Source organism: Pseudomonas sp. GM24, from assembly GCF_000282235.1.
In the GTDB taxonomy this organism is placed as follows: domain Bacteria; phylum Pseudomonadota; class Gammaproteobacteria; order Pseudomonadales; family Pseudomonadaceae; genus Aquipseudomonas.
The window spans coordinates 50,875-67,993 of sequence record NZ_AKJR01000136.1 but is presented as its reverse complement, the minus strand read 5'-3'; the positions used below and the strand labels follow the sequence as shown (position 1 = coordinate 67,993).

Annotated in this window: 18 protein-coding genes; 9 read left to right on the top strand and 9 right to left on the bottom strand. The window is 60.7% G+C overall.

What is annotated here, in order from left to right; translation table 11 throughout:
* Positions 1 to 86 precede the first annotated feature (86 nt).
* Entirely contained in the window at positions 87 to 908 is an 822-nt protein-coding gene (gene aroE, locus PMI23_RS16795) for a shikimate dehydrogenase (RefSeq protein WP_007911848.1), read from the bottom strand.
* 9 nt (positions 909 to 917) lie between these two features.
* A complete protein-coding gene (gene hemF / locus PMI23_RS16790; RefSeq protein WP_007911850.1) occupies positions 918 to 1,832 on the bottom strand; it encodes an oxygen-dependent coproporphyrinogen oxidase in 915 nt (304 codons plus the stop codon).
* Between the two features lie 149 nt (positions 1,833 to 1,981).
* On the opposite strand from hemF, the gene PMI23_RS16785 reads away from it, so the two are divergent.
* On the top strand, positions 1,982 to 2,959 hold the full coding sequence (locus PMI23_RS16785; protein ID WP_007911852.1) for a quinone oxidoreductase family protein: 978 nt from the start codon (positions 1,982 to 1,984) through the stop codon (positions 2,957 to 2,959).
* Positions 2,960 to 3,023: 64 nt separating this feature from the next.
* Here the strand turns inward: PMI23_RS16785 and PMI23_RS16780 are convergent, their stop codons facing one another.
* The 4 genes from PMI23_RS16780 to PMI23_RS16765 form a co-directional block, all read right to left on the bottom strand.
* Positions 3,024 to 3,698: a hypothetical protein gene (locus tag PMI23_RS16780; RefSeq protein ID WP_007911853.1), complete on the bottom strand. Its 675-nt coding sequence runs from the start codon at positions 3,696 to 3,698 to the stop codon at positions 3,024 to 3,026.
* 240 nt (positions 3,699 to 3,938) lie between these two features.
* Positions 3,939 to 4,496, bottom strand: coding sequence for an L-threonylcarbamoyladenylate synthase (locus tag PMI23_RS16775; RefSeq protein ID WP_007911854.1), 558 nt, complete (start codon positions 4,494 to 4,496; stop codon positions 3,939 to 3,941).
* 55 nt (positions 4,497 to 4,551) lie between these two features.
* The gene (gene dprA, locus PMI23_RS16770) at positions 4,552 to 5,652 is read right to left on the bottom strand and encodes a DNA-processing protein DprA (RefSeq protein ID WP_007911856.1); all 1,101 of its coding nucleotides are present in this window, start codon (positions 5,650 to 5,652) and stop codon (positions 4,552 to 4,554) included.
* Between the two features lie 80 nt (positions 5,653 to 5,732).
* A complete protein-coding gene (locus PMI23_RS16765; protein WP_007911857.1) occupies positions 5,733 to 6,758 on the bottom strand; it encodes a LysM peptidoglycan-binding domain-containing protein in 1,026 nt (341 codons plus the stop codon).
* Positions 6,759 to 6,918: 160 nt separating this feature from the next.
* On the opposite strand from PMI23_RS16765, the gene def reads away from it, so the two are divergent.
* From def to PMI23_RS16740, 5 genes are all read left to right on the top strand, one after another.
* The gene (gene def / locus PMI23_RS16760; RefSeq protein ID WP_007911858.1) at positions 6,919 to 7,425 is read left to right on the top strand and encodes a peptide deformylase; all 507 of its coding nucleotides are present in this window, start codon (positions 6,919 to 6,921) and stop codon (positions 7,423 to 7,425) included.
* Between the two features lie 58 nt (positions 7,426 to 7,483).
* The gene (gene fmt / locus PMI23_RS16755) at positions 7,484 to 8,443 is read left to right on the top strand and encodes a methionyl-tRNA formyltransferase (protein WP_007911859.1); all 960 of its coding nucleotides are present in this window, start codon (positions 7,484 to 7,486) and stop codon (positions 8,441 to 8,443) included.
* Entirely contained in the window at positions 8,440 to 9,750 is a 1,311-nt protein-coding gene (rsmB, locus tag PMI23_RS16750) for a 16S rRNA (cytosine(967)-C(5))-methyltransferase RsmB (protein ID WP_007911860.1), read from the top strand. The genes fmt and rsmB overlap by 4 nt, the downstream gene beginning before the upstream one ends.
* A gap of 22 nt (positions 9,751 to 9,772) precedes the next feature.
* The gene (trkA, locus tag PMI23_RS16745) at positions 9,773 to 11,149 is read left to right on the top strand and encodes a Trk system potassium transporter TrkA (RefSeq protein ID WP_007911861.1); all 1,377 of its coding nucleotides are present in this window, start codon (positions 9,773 to 9,775) and stop codon (positions 11,147 to 11,149) included.
* A 167-nt stretch (positions 11,150 to 11,316) separates the two neighbouring features.
* Entirely contained in the window at positions 11,317 to 11,631 is a 315-nt protein-coding gene (locus PMI23_RS16740; RefSeq protein ID WP_007911863.1) for a tetratricopeptide repeat protein, read from the top strand.
* Position 11,632: 1 nt separating this feature from the next.
* Here PMI23_RS16740 and PMI23_RS16735 read toward each other — a convergent pair whose 3' ends face one another.
* From PMI23_RS16735 to PMI23_RS16725, 3 genes are all read right to left on the bottom strand, one after another.
* Positions 11,633 to 11,872, bottom strand: coding sequence for a PilZ domain-containing protein (locus PMI23_RS16735; protein ID WP_007911864.1), 240 nt, complete (start codon positions 11,870 to 11,872; stop codon positions 11,633 to 11,635).
* Positions 11,873 to 11,945: 73 nt separating this feature from the next.
* Positions 11,946 to 12,833 carry a lysophospholipid acyltransferase gene (locus PMI23_RS16730; protein ID WP_007911865.1) on the bottom strand — a complete coding sequence of 296 codons (888 nt, stop codon included), beginning with the start codon at positions 12,831 to 12,833 and terminating at the stop codon, positions 11,946 to 11,948.
* A 40-nt stretch (positions 12,834 to 12,873) separates the two neighbouring features.
* Positions 12,874 to 13,431, bottom strand: coding sequence for a DNA-3-methyladenine glycosylase I (locus PMI23_RS16725; protein ID WP_007911866.1), 558 nt, complete (start codon positions 13,429 to 13,431; stop codon positions 12,874 to 12,876).
* 81 nt (positions 13,432 to 13,512) lie between these two features.
* On the opposite strand from PMI23_RS16725, the gene glyQ reads away from it, so the two are divergent.
* Genes glyQ through gmhB form a run of 3 tightly spaced genes read left to right on the top strand, consistent with a single transcriptional unit; the run spans position 13,513 to position 17,061 of the window.
* Positions 13,513 to 14,466, top strand: a complete 954-nt coding sequence (gene glyQ / locus PMI23_RS16720) for a glycine--tRNA ligase subunit alpha (RefSeq protein WP_025112261.1) — start codon at positions 13,513 to 13,515, stop codon at positions 14,464 to 14,466.
* Positions 14,463 to 16,517 carry a glycine--tRNA ligase subunit beta gene (gene glyS / locus PMI23_RS16715; protein ID WP_007911868.1) on the top strand — a complete coding sequence of 685 codons (2,055 nt, stop codon included), beginning with the start codon at positions 14,463 to 14,465 and terminating at the stop codon, positions 16,515 to 16,517. The genes glyQ and glyS overlap by 4 nt, the downstream gene beginning before the upstream one ends.
* A gap of 4 nt (positions 16,518 to 16,521) precedes the next feature.
* Positions 16,522 to 17,061, top strand: coding sequence for a D-glycero-beta-D-manno-heptose 1,7-bisphosphate 7-phosphatase (gene gmhB / locus PMI23_RS16710; protein ID WP_176472334.1), 540 nt, complete (start codon positions 16,522 to 16,524; stop codon positions 17,059 to 17,061).
* The last annotated feature ends 58 nt before the right edge of the window (positions 17,062 to 17,119 follow it).

Below are 17,119 nucleotides of genomic sequence, written 5' to 3'. Positions count from 1 at the left end.
GAGCCTGCTCGCGAAGACTGCGGCACATCCAACATTGATGTGTCAGACAGACCGCTTTCGCGAGCAGGCTCGCTCCCACATGGTACTTATTGGGCCAGTTGCCGGCGCAGTTCGGCGAGTACTGGCGCGGTGTCCGGGCGTACACCGCGCCACAGGAAGAACGCCTCAGCCGCCTGTTCAGCAAGCATCCCCAAGCCATCCATCACCACCGCTGCGCCATGCTCAGTGGCCCAACGGCAGAACGCTGTCGGTTCCTTGCCGTACATCATGTCGTAGCACAGGGTCTTGCCCGGCTCGATCAGGCTCGGCGCAATCGGCGGCACATCACCGGTCAGGCTGGCAGATGTAGCGTTGATGATCACGTCCACCGGCTCGCGCAACCAGTCGAAACCACTGGCTGACACCGGCCCGAGGTCGCAGAACAACTCGGCCAGCAATTCAGCCTTGTCCACCGTGCGGTTGGCGATGATCACCGAGGCCGGTTGTTCCGCCAGCAACGGCTCCAGCGCACCGCGCACCGCGCCACCGGCACCGAGCAGCAGGATGCGTTTGCCGGTCAGGCTGAACCCGGCGTTCACCGTCAGATCACGCACCAGTCCGGCGCCGTCGGTGTTGTCACCCAGCAGCGAGCCGTCCGCCAGTTTGCTCAAGGTATTCACCGCACCGGCCCGCTGCGCACGAGCAGTCAGGCTATTGGCCAAACGGTAAGCGTCTTCCTTGAACGGCACGGTAACGTTGGCACCGCGACCGTCCTGGAAAAACGCCGTGGCGCAGCCGGCGAAATCATCAAGCGGCGCCAGCAGCGTGCAGTAGTCGAGGCTCTGACCGGTCTGCGCAGCGAACAGTTTGTGAATCATCGGCGATTTGCTGTGGCCGATCGGGTTACCGAAAACGACGTAACGATCCATCAGAAATCCTCAGGCTTCGCCTAACCAGTCGCGGTCTTGCAGGAAGTACTCGGTCAGACGCGCTTCTTCGCTGCCAGGTGCAGCCTTCCAGTCATAACCCCAGCGCACTTGCGGCGGCAGCGACATCAGGATCGATTCGGTTCGCCCGCCCGATTGCAGGCCGAACAGCGTGCCACGGTCGTACACCAGGTTGAACTCGACGTAACGGCCACGGCGGAATTCCTGGAATTCACGCTGCTGCGCGGTGAAAGCATCGTTTTTACGGCGCTGCACGATCGGCAGATAGGCGTCGATGTAAGCGTCGCCGATGGCGCGCATGAAGGCGAAGCTGGTGTCGAAGTCCCACTCGTTCAGGTCATCGAAGAACAGACCGCCGATGCCGCGCGGTTCGTGGCGATGCTTGATGTGGAAGTAGGTGTCGCACCAGGCTTTATAGCGCGGGTAGACATCCGCCCCGAACGGCGCGCAAGCCTGCTCGGCGACGCGGTGCCAGTGGATGCAGTCTTCTTCGTTGCCGTAATACGGGGTCAGGTCGAAGCCGCCGCCGAACCACCAGACCGGCTCTTCACCTTCCTTCTCGGCAATGAAAAAACGCACGTTGGCGTGGGAAGTCGGCACATGCGGGTTGTGCGGATGGATCACCAGCGACACGCCAAGCGCTTCGAAACCGCGACCGGCCAATTCCGGGCGATGGGCGCTGGCCGACGGTGGCAGACCACTGCCGAAGACGTGGGAAAAGTTGACGCCGCCCTTTTCGATCACCGTACCGTTCTCGATCACGCGGGTGCGACCGCCACCGCCGGCGGGCCGGGTCCAGGCGTCTTCGACGAAGCGCGTGCCGCCGTCCTCGGTTTCGAGAGCCGCGCAGATGCGGTCTTGCAGGTCGAGCAGATAGGCCTTTACGGCGTCGGTGCGGGTCGTCATGGCTTCACCTTGAATCGGGCGGCGCCCCGCAGGCGGGCGACGCAAATGGGCGCGTAGCATACCACCGCACAACGGCGCGCCGCAGTTGACGAAGATCAAGCATGGGAGTTGGATAGGGGGCTCACAAAAGACCCAAGGAGAGCAGGCAAATGGCAAAGCGTATCCAGTTCCGCGCCCACGGCGGCCCCGAAGTGCTCGAATATGTTGACTATCAACCCGCCACCCCCGGCCCGAATCAGGTACGCGTTGCCAACAAGGCCATCGGCCTGAACTTCATCGATACCTATTTCCGTAGCGGCCTGTATGCGCCGCCAGCCTTGCCGTCCGGCCTGGGCGCTGAAGGTGCGGGCATCGTCGAGGCCGTGGGCAGCGACGTCACCCGCTTCAAGGTCGGTGATCGCGTGGCCTACGGCAGCGGCCCGTTGGGGGCCTACAGCGAATTGCATGTGCTGCCCCAGGACAATCTGGTGCACCTGCCCGACGAAATCAGCTTCGAAACGGCTGCCGGGGTCATGCTCAAAGGCCTGACCGTGCAGTATCTGTTGCGTCAGACTTATGAGCTCAAGGGCGGTGAAACCATTCTGTTCCACGCTGCGGCAGGGGGTGTCGGTTCGCTCGCCTGCCAATGGGCCAAGGCCTTGGGCGTGAAGCTGATCGGCACCGTCAGCTCCAAAGAGAAGGCCGAGCTGGCCAAGGCCAATGGCGCCTGGGCGACCATCGATTACAGCCACGAAAACGTTGCGCAACGCGTGCTGGAGTTGACCGATGGCAAGAAAGTCCCGGTGGTCTATGACGGCGTCGGCAAGGACACCTGGCTGACCTCTCTCGACAGTGTGTCGCCGCGCGGTCTGGTCGTAAGCTTCGGTAATGCTTCCGGCGCGGTGGACGGGGTCAATCTGGGCATTCTTGCCGCCAAAGGCTCGCTCTACGTAACCCGGCCGACACTGGCAACTTATGCCAACAATGCCGAAAACCTGCAGCGGATGGCCGATGAATTGTTCGAGATGATCATCAGCGGCAAGTTGAAGGTGGACATCAGCCAGCGTTATCCACTGGCTGATGCGGCGAAGGCGCAAACCGAACTGTCGGCACGCCGCACCACCGGTTCCACCGTCCTACTGCCTTGATACCTCCCGGCGTCCTGCCAGTCAGGGTTTCAGATCCATGACTGACAGGACGCTTCGAGCGTGTTCAGTACTTCTGTGGATGAGCCGCCGACGGTCTTGGCGTCCGATGACCGACAGTCGCGGAATCAGGCTGTTGCAACGCTGCGAGGATTTGCCGCCACTCGGCTGACAGCACCCAGTAATCCCCGCGTGCGCGCTGTTCGATATGCATGGGATTGGAGGCAACCGGCATCAGACCGAAACGCTGGTACAGGCGCAACTGCGATGCCCTGCACAACGCAGTGACACCTTGATAGCCCTGTTTTATGGCCCACTCGGCAGCGGCCGCCATCAGACTGTCGACGGCAATAGGCTGTTCGCTGGGCGCGTACGAGATCAAGCGACTGAGTTCGACATGGCGTGATAACGCCACCGTGGGCGAAACATGCTGCTGCGCCAGTGAAGCCCACTCGAACGGCGCCGGAGTGGCCCTCAATACCGCCAGCAACTGATCGTGCCGATACAACAGAAAGTGGGTACTTCGCGGCCGTGTCGCCAGTCGGGTTTCGAGCATCCGCGCCCTGGACGTCAGCATGTAATGCTGCAGCCGAAGCCGAAATTGCCGTTCGATAAACCGATCGAACACTTGGGTATCCGACCCCGCTTCAAGCATCACGATCCGGCATCCCTCCTGATGACTGTTTAACGTCACCTGAAGCGTCTGCAAGTATTCCGTGAGTTGCAAATCCGTAGTGTCCATTCTTTCTCCGCAGACCTTAACTTATCGAAGTGTTTCGAGTGCAGGGAAAGGATGGTTGCTTTTGGCGATACCGCCACGAAACGCGGTCTGATAATCAGGTGGGAAAATTCAGTTAATTCAGATAGTTGATGATTTTTCCGACGCAACAACAAGCATCATTGCAGGATAAATCGCAGGCACGCGTAGTACTCCTCGCCGTCAAGGCGAGGAGTACTCACGTTACTAATGTTAGAGGCTGGATCAGTCGGGACGGATGACTTTGCCGGTCGCCAGATCACGAATCACGCTGGGGTTCTTGCGCCCACCCAGTTGCCCGCCCAGTATCAGATCGATCTGCCCACGGAAATATTGCTCAACCCGCAAGCGGGTGCGCGCTGCCGGGCGCCCCTGTGGGTTGGCAGAGGTCGAAATCAACGGCCCGACCATCGAGCACAGATCGCGCACCTGCGGGTGATCACTGACCCGTAGCGCCACGGTGTCGTGCATACCGGTCACCCATTCGGGCAACAAACCTTGATGCGGCACCAGCCAAGTGTTCGGCCCCGGCCAGGTGCTGGCCATGCGGTCGATCCACTCTGGCGGGAAGTCTTCGAACAGAAAATCGAACTGGCGAATATTGTCGGCAACCAGAATCAGCCCTTTGACCACCGATCGATTCTTGATCGCCAGCAACCGATCCACGGCCTCTTCGTTCCATGGGTCGCAACCCAGCCCCCAGACGGCTTCGGTTGGATAGGCAATCACCGCCCCGGCGCGAATCTCTCGTGCGGCTTGTTGCACACGCCAACTGTTGACCATGAAAAAACTCTCCGCAATCAGGTTTCGCGCAGTTTACCGATCTTCCTTGTAAAACCTAGCTTGTCCTGGCCAACCAGCGACCGTTTTCGCATACCGCGCGGCCGTCCATTTCCAGTTCGGTGAGTGCCGCCAGCACTTTCGGTAACGCCCAGCCGCTGCTGTCGGCCAAGCCTTCGCTGGTGTGCGGCGCGGCGTGCAGCAATATGAGCAATGGATGATCGACTTTCGCGGTGTCTGCGGACAATGGCAAATGCTGCCAGCCACGCAGGGCTTCGAGGATGTGCTCGATGGTTTCCACCAACACCGCGCCGTCGCGAATCAATTGGTGACAACCGCGCGCGCCGGGGTGATGAATCGAGCCGGGAATCGCATACACCTCGCGCCCCTGTTCGGCTGCCAGCCGCGCAGTGATCAATGAACCGCTGGCAACGCTGGCCTCGACCACCAGCACTCCCAGAGACAATCCGCTGATGATCCGGTTACGACGCGGGAAGTTGCTCGCCGTCGGCCCGGCATCCAGCGGGAACTCCGAAAGCACTGCGCTGCCGGACGCGATCATCGCGTCAGCCAGGCGCCGATTGCGCTGTGGATAAAAATTTTCCAGCCCGGTACCCAACACACCGACGGTCAAGCCACCGACATCCAGTGCCGCCTGATGCGCAGCGGCATCAATGCCCAGTGCCAGACCGCTGGTGATGACAAAACCGGCCCCGGCGAGGCTGCGGGAAAACGCCGCTGCCGTGTCCATTCCCGGACGCGAAGCGCGTCGGCTACCCACCATTGCCAGTTGCGGTTTTTCCAGAATCAGTGGATCCCCGGCGACAAACAGCAACGGCGGTGGATCCGGAATCTGTGCCAGCAGCGCCGGATAATCCGCCTGATCCCACATCAGCAAATGATGATCCGACCGCTCTAGCCAGCGCATTGCATGGCTCGCGCCATCGCGCACCTCAGGACAGCGTCGCGCTTCGGCGCAGGCCGCCGGCATTCCCAGCGAGCGCCAGGCACTCGCTGGCGCGCTGATGGCTTTGGACGCCGAGCCGAAAGCTTCGAGCAATTTGGCAAACCGCTTCGGACCGATGTCCGGCAAGCGGTGCAGGCGCAGACGCGCTTCCAGTTCCGCTGGCGAAACCGGCGTGCAGACAGACAGCATCATGGATCATCCTTGATCGTTATAAGTCCCGAACCATTCGGAACAAGCTGTGGATAACTCTGTTGGTAACTTGTGAAGCAAGCTTACGGATTTCGCACCTTGTCGAGCACCGCCAGCGAGCGCGATGCGTTGAGCACGAGGCCATAGCTGAGTTTGTCGTAGGTGCGGAACACCATCAGCAAACCGGCGCGCTCATCGGGAATTTTCAGCGGCTGACCGGTGATGCGATCACGCACGGTTTCGCCGGTTTTCATCACCACCAGCACGTTGCCTTCGGCCAGACCGTCGCGCTTGCCCTTGTTCAACGTGACTACGTCCATCACGCCAATCTGGGTAACACCGCGCGGCACATCGATGATCACTCCGTTGATGTTGGTCGTTGGTGCGCTGGGCATGAAGGTCGAGTTGATCGAGCGCTCTTCGCCGCTGAACAAACGATCGCCGAGGCGTACTTCCTGAGTGGTGCGTTGCAGGGCGAGAGTGGCGACGTCGCCTTCGGTCGCGACAATCTCACCGCCACCGATGTCGTCGGCATTGATCCCGAGGAACTCCTTGGTCTGCGGATCGGTGTAGACCTTGCCCTGACGGAAGATCCCGTAGACCGGTTGATCGGGGTCGAAATGGCCGCGAGCGAAGATGCGGTCACCGGTACCGCTGAGCACGCGTTCGGCATCGCCGGCGACGATGTACGGCGCCTTGTCGAAGTCCTCGGCCTTGTCGACGATGCGATTGCTCAGCAGAAAGCTGTTGATGGATTTCAGCGGAATGCTCGGAATCGCCTCGGCCACCGGGCTGGTACGGATCCGTGGCGAGAGCTTGATGGTGCCGCGCGACTCGCCGCGATTGACGGTCAGACGCGGCTGACCGTCGACATAACTGAGGGTCAGCGTGTCGCCGGGATAGATCAGGTTGGGGTTTTCGATTTGCGGATTGGCTCGCCACAGTTGTGGCCACTGCCAGGGCTCGCGCAGGTATTTGCCGGATATGTCCCAGAGTGTGTCCCCCGAAACCACCGTGTATTGCTGTGGAAAACCATCCCTGAGTTGCACTTGCCCTTGCACCACGCCGGCCGAAGCCAACAGCAGCAGGGCGAGTAGTGTTTTCCTCATGCAGTGAATCCCTTTATCATGTGCATTCGCGTGAACCGTCAGAGCCCCCGTGGCTCGCTTGTGCAAAATGCACAAGCTACGCTTCACAACGGTAGCCTGCATCTTCGGACCTGCCAGGCCATCGCCCGACTTTACTCAACGTGTGCAGCAATCAAAGCCTATGGCCATTTTAAACATCCTCGAATTCCCGGACCCGCGTCTGCGCACTATCGCCAAGCCTGTGGCTGTAGTGGACGACGAAGTGCGTCAGTTGGTCGATGACATGTTTGAAACAATGTATGAAGCGCCGGGCATCGGCCTTGCCGCGACCCAGGTCAACGTGCACAAACGTATCGTCGTGATGGACCTTTCCGAAGACCGCACCGAACCGCGGGTGTTCATCAACCCCGAGTTCGAATCGCTGACCGAAGAAATGGACCAATACCAGGAAGGCTGCCTGTCGGTACCGGGTTTCTACGAAAACGTCGACCGCCCGCAAAAGGTCAGGATCAAGGCGCTGGACCGCGACGGCAAGCCTTATGAGCTGATCGCCGAAGGCCTGCTCGCGGTGTGCATCCAGCACGAATGCGACCACCTCAACGGCAAATTGTTCGTCGATTACCTGTCCACGCTCAAACGCGACCGGATCAAGAAGAAACTGGAAAAGCAGCACCGCCAGAACGCTTGATGCCCCTCCTTCAAAGGCTTGCTGCGGCAAGCCTTTTTCTTTTTATGAGACGCCCTTCATGACTGAGCCACTGCGCATCGTTTTTGCCGGCACCCCGGAATTCGCCGCCGAACACCTCAAGGCCCTGCTGAACAGCCCCTACGAGATCGTTGCGGTCTACACCCAACCGGATCGCCCGGCCGGTCGCGGGCAAAAACTGATGCCGAGCCCGGTCAAACAGCTCGCCCTGGAAAATAATATCCAGGTGTTGCAGCCGCCGACTTTGCGCAACGCCGATGCACAGGCTGAACTGGCCGCGCTGAAACCGGACTTGCTGGTGGTGGTCGCCTACGGCCTGATCCTGCCGCAAGTGGTGCTGGATATTCCGCGTCTGGGCTGCATCAACAGCCATGCCTCGTTGCTGCCACGCTGGCGCGGTGCGGCGCCGATCCAGCGCGCCGTCGAACACGGTGATGCCGAGAGCGGCGTTACCGTAATGCGCATGGAGGCCGGCCTCGACACCGGGCCGATGTTGCTCAAGGTCGTCACGCCGATCACCGGTGAAGACACTGGCGGCTCCTTGCATGATCGTCTCGCCGAGATGGGTCCGCCGGCCGTGGTGCAAGCGATTGCCGGTCTGGCTGCTGGCACGCTGGAAGGCGAAGTGCAAAACGACGAGCTCGCCACCTACGCGCACAAGCTCAACAAGGACGAAGCACGCATCGACTGGAGCCGCCCGGCGGTTGAGCTGGAGCGACTGGTGCGCGCCTTCAACCCATGGCCGATCACCCACAGCACCCTTAACGGTGAAACACTGAAAGTTCTGGCGGCGACGCTTGCCGAGGGCAATGGCGCGCCGGGTGAAATCCTCAGCGCCAGCAAGGACGGCCTGGTCGTCGCTTGCGGCGAACAAGCGCTGTGCCTGACCCGTCTGCAATTGCCTGGCGGCAAGGCACTGAACTTCAGCGACCTGTTCAACAGCCGCCGTGAGAAGTTTGCTCTCGGCACCGTACTCGGCGCAGCGGTGGACGCGCAATGAACCCGCGTCTGGCCGCCGCCAAGGCACTCGCCGCCGTGCTCAGCGGCAAAGCCTCGCTGAACAGCTCCCTGCCCACGCAACTGGACAAAGTCGAGGATCGCGATCGCGGTTTCACTCAGGATCTGGCCTTCGGCACTGCGCGATGGCAGCCACGCCTGTCGGCGCTGGCGGAAAAACTGCTGCAGAAACCGTTCAAGGCCGCCGACGCCGATGTCGAAGCGCTGCTGCTGGTCGGTCTCTACCAATTGCTCTACACCCGCGTGCCGGCCCACGCCGCCATCGGCGAAACCGTCGGTTGCGCCGACAAACTGAAAAAGCCGTGGGCCAAGGGCCTGCTCAACGCCGTATTGCGCAACGCCCAGCGCGAAAGCGAAACAATTTTCGCCGAACTGGAACGTGATCCGGTGGTGCGCACTGCTCACCCGCGCTGGCTGCAAAAATCCCTCAAGGCCTTCTGGCCTGAGCAGTGGGAGGCCATTTGCGAAGCGAACAATGCGCATCCGCCGATGATTCTGCGGGTCAACCGCCGCCATCACAGCCGCGACGCCTACCTTGGTCTGCTGACCGAGGCGGGCATTGCTGCGACGCCATGCGTTTACAGCCGCGACGGCATCATCCTTGAAGCCGCTGCCGACGTGCGCAGCCTGCCGGGTTTCGCCGAAGGCTGGATCAGCGTGCAGGACGAGGCCGCGCAACTGGCTGCCGATCTGCTTGATCTGGCGCCGGGCCAACGCGTGCTCGACGCCTGTTGCGCCCCTGGTGGCAAGACCTGCCACATTCTCGAAGCCGAACCGGCGCTGGCCGGCGTGGTAGCGGTGGATCTGGAAGCCAAACGACTGGTGCGCGTTAAGGAAAACCTTGAACGCCTTGGTCTGAATGCCGAACTGATCGCCGCCGACGGTCGCGACACCGAGAAATGGTGGGACGGCAAACCGTTCCAGCGCATCCTGCTCGACGCACCATGCTCGGCCACTGGCGTGATTCGCCGCCATCCAGACATCAAGCTGACGCGTCAACCGGACGACATCGTTGCCCTCGCGCAATTGCAAGGCGAGCTGCTCGACGCCATGTGGAAAACCCTCGAAGTCGGCGGCATCCTGCTCTACGCCACTTGCTCGACCCTGCCGACCGAGAACACCGAAGTCATCGCCGCGTTCCTCGAGCGCACCCCCGGTGCCCGCGAACTGGATCTGGCCACCACGGCCGGAATCAAACAGCCCCATGGTCGCCAATTGCTGGCCCAGCAGGGCGGCCATGACGGGTTCTACTACGCCAAGCTGATCAAGATCGCTGCCGCGCGCGGCTAAACGGATTCAACGGAGTGACTGGATGAAAATCATCATCCTCGGTGCGGGACAGGTCGGCGGTTCGCTGGCCGAGCATTTGGCCAGTGAAGCCAACGACATTACGGTGGTCGACACCGACGGCGAACGCCTGCGCGACCTCGGCGACCGCCTCGACATCCGCACCGTGCAGGGCCGTGGCTCGCTGCCGTCGGTGCTGCGTCAGGCCGGTGCCGACGACGCCGACATGCTGGTGGCGGTGACCAACAGCGACGAGACCAACATGGTCGCCTGCCAGGTGGCCCACACCCTGTTCCACACCCCGACCAAAATCGCCCGGGTGCGCGAAGCGTCTTACCTCAATCGCGAGGAACAGCTGTTCCAGAACGAAGCGATTCCGGTCGACGTGTTGATCAGCCCCGAGCAAGTGGTGACCAACTACATCAAGCGCCTGATCCAGCATCCCGGCGCTTTGCAGGTGATCGATTTCGCCGAAGGCGCTGCGCAATTGGTGGCGGTGCGCGCCTATTACGGCGGCCCGCTGGTAGGTCAGCAACTACGGCAGTTGCGCGAACACATGCCGAATGTCGAGACGCGCGTGGCAGCGATTTTCCGCCGTGACCGACCGATTCTGCCCCAGGGCGATACCGTGATCGAGGCCGATGACGAAGTCTTCTTCATCGCTGCCCGTGAGAATATTCGCGCAGTGATGAGCGAAATGCGCCGCCTCGACGAAACCTACAAACGCATTGTCATTGCCGGTGGCGGGCAGATCGGCGAGCGTCTGGCCGAGGCCATCGAAAGCCGTTATCAGGTGAAAATCATCGAGATGAGCCCGGCGCGTTGCCGTTATCTCTCCGACACCCTCGACAGCACCGTGGTCTTGCAGGGCAGCGCTTCTGACCGTGATTTGCTGCTGGAAGAGAACATCGCCGACGCCGACATTTTTCTCGCGCTGACCAACGATGACGAAGCCAACATCATGTCGTCGCTGCTGGCCAAACGGCTGGGGGCGAAAAAGGTCATGACGATCATCAACAACCCGGCCTACGTTGATCTGATCCAGGGCGGCGACATCGACATCGCCATCAGCCCGCAGCTGGCGACCATCGGCACGCTGCTGGCCCACGTGCGCCGTGGCGATATTGTCAGCGTGCATTCATTGCGTCGCGGTGCCGCAGAAGCGATCGAAGCAATTGCCCACGGTGATGCGAAGTCGAGCAAGGTGATCGGCAAACCTATCGAGAAGATCGGCCTGCCGCCCGGCACTACGATTGGTGCGGTGATCCGCAATGAACAAGTGATCATTGCCCACGATGACACGGTGATCGAGGCGGGCGACCATGTGATTCTGTTCCTCGTGGATAAAAAGCATATTCGCGATGTGGAGAAGCTGTTTCATGTGGGGTTGAGCTTCTTCTGATCCTGAATGAGCGGTGCCTTCATTGGCCCCATCGCTGGCAAGCCAGCTCCCACAGGTTTTTCGGTTGTTCACAAATGTGATGTGCACCCGAGATCCTTGTGGGAGCTGGCTTGCCAGCGATGGCGGCACCGCAGATCTTTCTGACGCACTAGAAAAGGAATCCACCGATGCTCGAATCCCTGGAAAAAATGCTCGCCAAGGGTGTGGATAACTCCCTGCTGCGCTTCGGCCTGGGCAAGGGCTATCTGGATCTGGGCGAAAACGCCAAGGCCGCCGAGCATTTCCAACGCTGTGTCGCCTTCGACCCCAAGTATTCGGCCGCATGGAAACTATTGGGCAAGGCGCATCTGGCGCTGGGCGATCACGCCGCCGCGCGGCAAGCGTGGGAACAAGGTCTGGAAGCGGCCCGCGCCCATGGCGACAAGCAGGCCGAAAAGGAAATGACGGTGTTTCTGAAGAAGCTGGATCGTCAGGCGCAGTAAATCAAAGGTAGCGAAGTCCGATACCGTCGGCATCTACCGTCACCACTTCCATACGCACCCGCGGCGCGCCTGTGGGTAACCCCTGCACCTGGCCGTAAACCACTGCACCTTTGGGCAAAGAAGCCAAAACCGGATGCTGCACAAACACCCCGGTAGGCGACAGATTGCGCGTCTGCCCGAGGCATTCGCCAAAGCTGTCGTGGGTAATCTTGATGCGGAAAGATTTGCGGTGTTCGGACATCTTGTTGCGCCCTTTGATGAACGGTTGTGGATAACCTCGCCAGAGAGGTTATCCACAGATCATGCCAATCAGCTCAATACCAGCGCTCTTCGCCCGGCGGGCGTTTCTTGAAGCGCTTCATACTCCACATATACTGGCTTGGATACGCCGCGACATAACGCTCAACCACCTTGCTCATCGCTGCGCAGGATTCGGCGGTATCGGTGCTGTACATGGCGTCCGGTGCGGCCTCGAGGATGACTTTGTAGCCAGAACCGTCGGGCAGGCGCAGCGCATGCAGGAACACGCCGACGGCTTTGCCGCCGGCGAGCATGTTCGGCACGAATTTGCTGGTCAGCGCTTGAGTGGCGAAGAACGGCACGAAGATCCCGGCGGATTCGGCCGGTTCCGGGTCAGCGGGAATGCCCACTGCACCACCTTTGCGCACTTCCTTGATGACGCTGAGGATGCCTTCCTTGGTCGACGCGGCGACTTTGTTGCCCAGTTGCACGCGCTGTTTGCGCAGCAATTCATCCACAGCCTTGAGCTTCGGCGGACGGTAGAAAATGATCGGCTTGCACTGGCTGCAATAGAAGTGATTGAGCACTTCCCAGTTACCAAGGTGGCTGGTGATGCCGACTACGCCTTTGCCCGAGGCCAGAGCGTCTTTCAGCACGTCGAGGCCTTCGACTTCGCGCACCAGGTCGATCGAGCGCTGCGCTGGCCAGATCCACGCGCAGGCGCTTTCGGTCAGCGACTTGCCGATGTCTTTCAGGCTCTGCCCGACCAGACGCTCACGTTCGGCCGTATCCATCTGTGGAAAACATTTCGCTAGGTTGATCCGCACCACGTCGCGGGAGCGGTTGGGGGTTTTCCACATGATCCAGCCGATCGCCGAACCCACGGCCTGCACGGCCCGCCATGGCAGCAGGGCAAACAGCCGCAGAGCGCCTACCAGCAAGGCGCCTTTAAACTTTTCCACAGGTCACTCCTGATCTTGTGCGGTGCGCGAGGCGGCCATTCTAACCGCCGTTGGCGAGCTGCGCGTAGCGGTCGCAATCCTGAGTGTGATCCATGACCATGCCCGAGGCTTGCATCAATGCGTAGCAAATGGTCGGGCCGACGAACGTGAACCCGGCCTTTTTCAAGGCTTTGCTCATCGCCAGCGCTTCGGGGGTGATCGCCGGGACTTCGCTGCGATCCTTGAAATGATTGATGATCGGTTGGTCACCGACGAACGACCAGAGGAACGCCACCGGGTCCTCCAGCGCCAGCCAGGCCTGGGCATTACGGCGGGCGGCATTGAGTTTGAGGCGGTTGCGGATGATCCCCGGATCGAGCATCAATTCGTCGATTTCGGCGTCGCTCATCTGCGCCACGCGCTGCACATCGAAGCCGAACAACACCTCGCGATAACGCTCGCGTTTGCGCAGCACGGTGATCCACGACAGCCCGGCCTGGAACCCTTCGAGCAAAAGCAACTCGAACAAACCCTGCGCATCGCGTAGCGGCGTGCCCCACTCCTGGTCGTGATAAGCCATGTACAGCGGATCTTCGGTACACCAAAAGCAGCGTGGCATAAGGCTCCAGGGGGCGTGCGCAGCAATGAATCGGGTATACTCCCGCTCTTTAAATCGCAGCCCAAGAAACAGGTGAATTTCGTGAGCCAGCCTACGCCAGCCGTGCGTACCTTCCAAGACTTGATCCTCGCGCTCCAGCAATACTGGGCCGAGCAAGGTTGCGTGGTACTTCAGCCCTACGATATGGAAGTAGGCGCCGGCACTTTCCACACCGCGACCTTCCTCCGCGCCATCGGCCCGGAAACCTGGAACGCCGCTTACGTGCAGCCAAGCCGCCGTCCAACTGACGGCCGTTACGGTGAAAACCCGAACCGTCTGCAGCACTACTATCAGTTCCAGGTCGTCCTGAAACCGAACCCGGACAACTTCCAGGAACTGTACCTGGGCTCGCTCAAGCATGTCGGCCTGGACCCGCTGGTCCACGACATTCGCTTCGTCGAAGACAACTGGGAATCGCCGACCCTCGGCGCCTGGGGTCTGGGCTGGGAAGTCTGGCTGAACGGTATGGAAGTGACTCAGTTCACTTACTTCCAGCAGGCGGGCGGCATCGAGTGCTACCCGGTAACCGGCGAGATCACCTACGGTCTCGAGCGTCTGGCCATGTACCTGCAAGGCGTGGACTCGGTCTACGACCTGGTCTGGGCTGACGGCCCGATGGGCAAAGTCACCTACGGCGACGTGTTCCACCAGAACGAAGTGGAGCAGTCCACTTACAACTTCGAGCACGCCAACGTCGACAAACTGTTCGAACTGTTCGACTTCTATGAAAGCGAAGCCAAGCGCCTGATCGAACTCGACCAGCCGCTGCCGTTGCCGAGCTACGAAATGGTGTTGAAGGCGTCGCACACCTTCAACCTGCTGGATGCGCGCCGGGCGATCTCGGTGACCGCGCGTCAGCAATACATTCTGCGCGTACGCACCCTGGCGCGTTCCGTTGCGCAAGCCTACCTGCTGGCACGCGCCAAGCTGGGCTTCCCGATGGCGACCCCGGACCTGCGTGACGAAGTACTGGCCAAGCTGGAGGCAGCACAATGAGTGCGCAAGATTTTCTGGTTGAACTGGGCACCGAAGAACTGCCACCGAAAGCCCTGAACACCTTGGCTGAAGCGTTCCTCGCCGGTATCGACAAGGGCCTGCAAGCCGCTGGCCTGAGCTACGAGACTAAAACCGTCTACGCCGCGCCGCGTCGTCTGGCTGTGCTGATCACCGCGCTGGCGACTCAGCAACCGGATCGCAGCATCAACCTCGATGGCCCGCCACGTCAGGCGGCGTTCGACGCTGAAGGCAATCCAACGCAAGCAGCCTTGGGTTTTGCCAAGAAGTGCGGCGTCGATCTGAGCGAAATCGATCAGAGCGGCCCGAAACTGCGCTACAGCCAGAGCATCGCCGGCAAGCCGACCGCAAGCCTGCTGCCGACCATCGTCGAAGATTCGCTGAACGACCTGCCAATCCCGAAACGCATGCGTTGGGGTGCGCGCAAGGAAGAGTTCGTGCGTCCGACCCAATGGCTGGTGATGCTGCTCGGTGACCAGGTCATCGACTGCACCATCCTCGCGCAAAAGGCTGGCCGTGATTCCCGTGGTCACCGTTTCCATCACCCGCAAAGCGTGCGCATCGGTTCGCCGTCGAGCTACCTCGCCGACCTGCGTGCCGCTTACGTGCTGGCCGATGCCAACGAACGTCGCGAGATCATCAGCAAGCGCACCGAAGAGCTGGCCACCCGTCAGGAAGGCACGGCAATCGTTCCGCCAGCGCTGCTCGACGAAGTGACCGCGCTGGTTGAATGGCCGGTGCCGCTGGTGTGCTCATTCGAGGAACGTTTCCTCGACGTGCCGCAAGAAGCGCTGATCACCACCATGCAGGACAACCAGAAGTACTTCTGCCTGCTGGATGCCGACGGCAAGTTGCTGCCACGTTTCATTACTGTGGCCAACATCGAAAGCAAAGACCCGCAGCAGATCATCGCCGGTAACGAGAAAGTGGTTCGCCCACGTCTGACCGACGCCGAGTTCTTCTTCAAGCAAGACAAGAAGCAGAAACTCGAAGCCTTCAATGATCGCCTGAAGAACGTGGTGTTCCAGGAAAAACTCGGCAGCGTCTACGACAAGGCCGAGCGCGTATCGAAACTGGCTGCGTACATCGCCGCACGCATTGGCGGCAACGCCTCGTGGGCTGCTCGTGCGGGCCTGCTGTCGAAGTGCGACCTGGCCACCGAAATGGTCGGCGAGTTCCCGGAGATGCAAGGTGTCGCCGGTTACTACTACGCCCTCAATGACGGCGAGCCGGAAGACGTCGCGCTGGCGCTGAACGAGCAGTACATGCCACGCGGTGCCGGTGCAGAACTGCCAGCGACCCTGACCGGTGCAGCCGTTGCCATCGCCGACAAGCTCGACACTCTGGTCGGTATCTTCGGTATCGGCATGCTGCCAACCGGCAGCAAAGACCCGTATGCCCTGCGCCGTGCGGCACTGGGTGTGCTGCGTATCCTGATCGAGAAAAAACTCGATCTGGACCTGAACGACGCCGTCGCATTCGCGGTGAATGCGTTCGGTGCCAAGGTGAAGGCAGCCGGTCTCAACGAAGCCGTTCTGGAATTCATCTTCGACCGTCTGCGTGCGCGTTACGAAGATGAAGGCGTCGAAGTAGCCACTTACCTGTCGGTACGTGCCCTGAAGCCGGGTTCGGCGCTGGACTTCGACCAACGTGTGCAAGCGGTGCAAGCCTTCCGCAAACTGCCGGAAGCGGCAGCGCTGGCGGCGGTGAACAAGCGTGTATCGAACCTGTTGAGCAAACTCGAAGGCGCGGTACCGACCGAGGTGCAAGCCAAGTACTTCGACAACGCCAACGAGTTCTCGCTGTACTCGGCGATCCAGCAAGCAGATCAGGCTGTACAGCCAATGGCCGCTGCCCGTCAGTACAACGAATCGCTGGCACGCCTGGCGGCATTGCGTGAGCCGGTCGATGCGTTCTTCGACGCGGTGATGGTCAATGCCGACGACGCCAATGTGCGGGCCAACCGTTACGCGCTGTTGGCGCGTTTGCGTGGTCTGTTCCTCGGTGTTGCCGACATTTCGCTGCTGGGTTGAGGGATTGCTGTTGAAACTGCTGATTCTCGATCGGGACGGAGTGATCAATTACGACTCCGACGCTTACATCAAGTCAGTGGCGGAGTGGATTCCGTTGCCCGGCTCGATCGAAGCGATTGCGCAGTTGAGCAAGGCCGGCTGGACGGTGGCAGTGGCCACCAACCAGTCGGGCATTGCGCGCGGCTATTACGACCTCGCCACCTTGGATGCCATGCACGCGCGCTTGCGCGAACTGGTCGCGGAGCAGGGCGGTGAAGTCGGGCTGATCGTGTATTGCCCGCATGGGCCGGACGAAGGCTGCGATTGCCGCAAGCCGAAACCGGGGATGTTGAAAACCATCGCGGCGCATTACAACGTCGAACTGAACAATGTCTGGTTCGTCGGCGACAGCCTTGGTGACCTGGAGGCCGCCAAAGCCGTCGATTCACAGCCAGTTTTGGTAAAGACCGGAAAAGGCGCAAAGACTCAGGGCAAAACCCTGCCGGTTGGCACTCTGATTTTTGACGATCTGGCGGCGATTGCCGCAGAACTTATCCACAACTAGAGTACTTCTGAATTTCCTGACCAGGGATTGATCGGGAGTGCGCTTGAACACTCGGGCA